A 4,204-nucleotide genomic window follows, 5' to 3' on the forward strand; every position below is an offset into this window, starting at 1 on the left:
GGATGCGCCGGGCTTGTAGGATGCGCCGGGCTTGTATGCCAAGCTGGCGCAGCGCTTCATCACCTGGATGACATCGCACACCTCGGCCGGCATCCTGTTCGATATCGACACCGCCCTGCGCCCGGACGGCGCCAGCGGCATGCTGGTGTCCAGCGTGCAGTCCTTCGAAAAATACCAGCAATCCTCGGCCTGGATCTGGGAACACCAGGCCCTGACCCGCGCCCGTTTCTGCGCCGGCGATGCCGATATCGGCGAGCGTTTCGAAAAGATCCGCTGCCAGGTGCTGCGCAAGGAGCGACCGGACAGCGCCGCGCTGAAGCAGGAAGTGCTGGCCATGCGTCAGCGCATGCGCGACGCGCGTCCGAGCCGCAACGATCTGTTCGACCTCAAGCAGGACGAGGGCGGCATGATCGATATCGAATTCATCGTGCAATACATCGTGCTGCAATACGCATCGCAGTACCGCGAACTGACCGGCAATATCGGCAATATCGCCCTGCTCAAGCTGGCCGGCACGCTGGGCCTGATCGACTCCACACTCGCTAGCGACGTGGCGGACGCCTACCGCGATATGCGCAAATGGCAGCACCAGCTGCGCCTGCAAGGCCAGGAGCAATCGCGCATTGATCCGGCCCGTGTTGCTGTGCATGCTGCAAATGTGAAGCTTTTGTGGGAAGCTATCTTCGCTGGAACATAACTCACAAAAGGAGACACACGATGAAAGCTTTTCTGGGTGGAGTTGTCATTGGTCTGGGCCTGCTGTCCCTGCCCGCCTTCGCTGCCGACAAGGGCACCTCGGACGAGGCGATGGCGATGGTGAAAAAAGCGGCCGCCGCCATCAAGGCGGACGGCAAGGACAAGACCTTTGCCGCCATTGCCGATCCGAATAACAAGGACTATCACGACCGTGACCTTTACGTGTTCGTGTACGACATGAATGGCGTGGCTGTTGCGCATGGCAACAATCCCAAAATGGTCGGCAAAAACTTGCTCGACATGAAGGATGGTGAAGGTAAGGCAATGATCAAGGAAATGGTCGACACCGCCAAGACCAAGGGCAAAGGCTGGGTCTCCTACAAGTGGCCAAACCCGGTTACCAAGACTGTTGATAACAAATCGGCTTATATCGAGAAAGTTGACGACGTATTAGTGGGCGCCGGAGTCTACAAATAGCCGCGGTTTGTCCGGGTTTGCGGACGTTTGGCGAAATTTCTGGACGCCCGCAAAATGAAATTTCTATTGCCGAATAGTTTGTTACATTTTGCGATTGCACAAGACAAGCTGTTGTTTTTTAACTACGTGAAAGTTCAATATTAATAGAATCATCACCCCTTTCCACCTAAAGTGTCGATAGCGACTGGACGGCAAACCTCCAGTGGCAATCATCCAGCTGTTCCATACGACACTTATAAATAGGAGTAGGGAATGATTCGAGAAACAGCAATCGCTCGTTCGATCCGCCTTCTCTGCCTTGGTTCACTCGCCCTTGGCATGCAGCAGGCAAATGCACAAACCACCGCCCCAGAAGGGCCGGTCCAGCAAGTGATGGTGACCGGTTCCCGCATCGCCTCCCCCAACGCCGAATCGCCGTCGCCCCTGCAAGTGCTGACCGCGGCCGACATTGCAGCGTCCGGCGTGACGAATATCCAGGAACTGCTGCAGAAAAATCCGACGATGAGTACGCCTACCATCAGCCGGACCAACTCGAACTTCCAGACTTCCAGCGTCGGCGTCTCCACCGTCGACCTGCGCAACCTGGGCACCTCGCGTACCCTGGTGCTGGTGAATGGCCGCCGCTTCGTGGCCGGTATTCCGGGCGAAACCGCGGTCGACCTGAACTCCATTCCGACTGACTTCATCGAGCGCGTCGAACTGCTGACCGGTGGCGCATCCGCTACCTACGGCTCGGACGCTGTGGCTGGTGTGGTCAACATCATCCTGAAGAAAAACTTCAACGGCCTGATCGCCGACGCCACCTACGGCAAGAGCGACAAGGGCGATGACCTGAAGAAGAAATTCTCCCTGACCTTCGGCACCTCCAGCGCCGACGGCGGCAGCAATATCATGGGCCACTTCGGCTACACCAAGCAGGGTGCCGTGATGTCGAAAGACCGCGATGCTTCCGCGATCGACCAGACCTGGAGCGGCAACACCGAGAACTTCTTTGAAGCGCAGCGCCCCTTCTATTCGAGCTTCGCGCCGCAGGGCCGCTTCTTCCCGGACAGCGGCAGCTTCACCTATGACCGCTCCGGCAATGTGATCCCATGGAACACCAACGGCACCAACGGCCAGGCTGCAACGGGCTTCAACCGCTCCGAGTTCCGCTCCATTGCAGTGCCGACCGACCGCTACCTGTTTGCCCTGAACGGCAATCTGGCCCTGAACGAGAAGCACAGCGCCTTCTTCGAGGGCACTTATGCATCGACCCGCGTCAGCAGCCGCATCGAGCCGTTCCCGCTGGGTGCTGAAAACATCTACCCTGCCACCGGTGGCCAGGTGCCAGCCGAGTTCAATGTGAACGGCGTCATGATGCGTAATCCGATCGTGCCGCAGTATCTGTGGGATCGCATCTCCGATACCGACGGCGATGGCGCCCGCGACTACTACTTCACCCGCCGCCTGAGCGAAGTGGGTGCACGTACCAGCCGCGCCGACCGCGATACCTTCCGCCTGGTGACTGGCCTGAAGGGCAGCTTCACCGCCGGCACCGAGTGGAACTACGAAGCCTTTGTCGGCTACGGCCAGACCAAGGAATCGCAGACTTCCACCGGCCAGGTCAATGTGCTGAACTTCCGCAATGCGCTGGAAGCCATTCCGGACGTGAATGACGTCAACAACAATGGCAGCACCACCGATGCCATCTGCCGCGACGCCAATGCACGGGCACAGGGCTGCGTACCGATCAATGTCTTCGGCTTCAACAGCATCTCGCCGGACGCGCTGAAATACGTGACCGCCCCGGGCAGCCTGAATACCGCCGTGACCCAGAAGATCGCCGGCGCTTCCATCAACGGCGAATACTTCGATCTGCCGGCCGGTAAGATCGGTTGGGCAGCAGGCTTCGAATACCGCGCAGAAGAATCGCGCAGCGAAGCGGACCCGCTGACCCAGGCCGGCCTGAACGCGGGTAACGCGCTGCCGCCAACCTACGGTAAGTTCAACGTGAAGGAACTGTTCGCCGAGGTACGCGCTCCCCTGCTGAAGGACAAGCCTTTCGCCAAAGACCTGGCCTTCCTGGGCGCCTTCCGCCGCGGCGATTATTCGACAGTGGGCTACACCTCCAGCTGGAATGCAGGTCTGGAATGGTCGCCGTTGCGTGATGTGAAGTTCCGCGGCACGCGTGCATTGTCGACCCGTGCGCCGAACATCAATGAGCTGTTCCAGCCGCCGCAGCAGACCTTCCCGGCCGATATCGTCGACCCGTGCGAAGGTGTGACCGCCAGCTCGCAAGGCGCACGCGACACGGCCTGCCGCGCAGCACCGGGCGTGATGGCCAACATCAATGCCAACGGCGCCTTCACCCTGAGCCAGGCCGACAAGCAGGGCATCAGCGGCTACGACCGCGGCAATCCGAATCTGCACGAAGAGAAAGGCCGTTCCACCACGGTCGGTATCGTGTGGACGCCGATGTCGATTCCGATGCTGAGCAAGTTCACCTTCACCCTGGACTACTTCGACATCAAGATCTCGGACGCCATCGTGTCCATCCCACGCCAGTTCGCACTGCAGAACTGCTACGGCGGCGATGGCACCTTCTGTAACGTGATCACCCGTCGTCCGGCGGCAGTGGGCGCCAACAATGCCGGTTCGCTGCAGTACATCGACTCGTCCTCCAACAACAGCGGCGGCAAGGCCACTGAAGGCGTCGACGTCACCGGCTCGTGGGCTGACCGCGTCGGCCCTGGCCGCCTGGCTGCACGGGTAGCCTGGACCTGGCTGCGTGATGGCTACGACATCCCGCTGCCGGGCGCCGACAAGGACTACTGGGCCGGTGAAGTCGGCTCGGCCAAGAACCGCGGCGTGCTGAACCTGGCCTACAAGTGGGGTCCATGGGCCTTCAGCGGCACCACCACCTACATCGGCCCGTCCGCACTGGATGACCAGTTCCTGGCCCAGTACGACCTGCCACGCAACGCGGTGAAAGTGGGCTCGGTGACCTACCAGGACTTCCAAGTCTCCTACACCCTGGCCAAGCGCTATGAGC

At 60.3% G+C, this 4,204-nt stretch carries 2 protein-coding genes and 1 pseudogene; all 3 read left to right on the forward strand.

Going from position 1 to position 4,204, the window contains the following annotated elements; translation table 11 throughout:
• Nucleotides 1-19: 19 nt before the first annotated feature.
• A pseudogene (locus tag AB4Z11_RS25030) lies at nt 20-697 on the forward strand (bifunctional [glutamate--ammonia ligase]-adenylyl-L-tyrosine phosphorylase/[glutamate--ammonia-ligase] adenylyltransferase); the annotation flags it as partial.
• A 20-nt stretch (nt 698-717) separates the two neighbouring features.
• Nucleotides 718-1,173, forward strand: a complete 456-nt coding sequence (locus tag AB4Z11_RS25035) for a cache domain-containing protein (protein WP_442028476.1) — start codon at nt 718-720, stop codon at nt 1,171-1,173.
• A gap of 252 nt (nt 1,174-1,425) precedes the next feature.
• The coding region (locus tag AB4Z11_RS25040) for a TonB-dependent receptor plug domain-containing protein (protein ID WP_442028477.1) at nt 1,426-4,204 on the forward strand (2,779 nt) is incomplete at its 3' end.

Source organism: Pseudoduganella sp. RAF53_2 (assembly GCF_052113985.1).
GTDB lineage: Bacteria > Pseudomonadota > Gammaproteobacteria > Burkholderiales > Burkholderiaceae_D > Rugamonas.

What these genes read in the sequence shown, in the direction of transcription:
- AB4Z11_RS25035 (WP_442028476.1), top strand. Translation starts at nt 718, where the DNA reads ATGAAAGCTTTTCTGGGTGGAGTTGTCATTGGTCTGGGCCTGCTGTCC.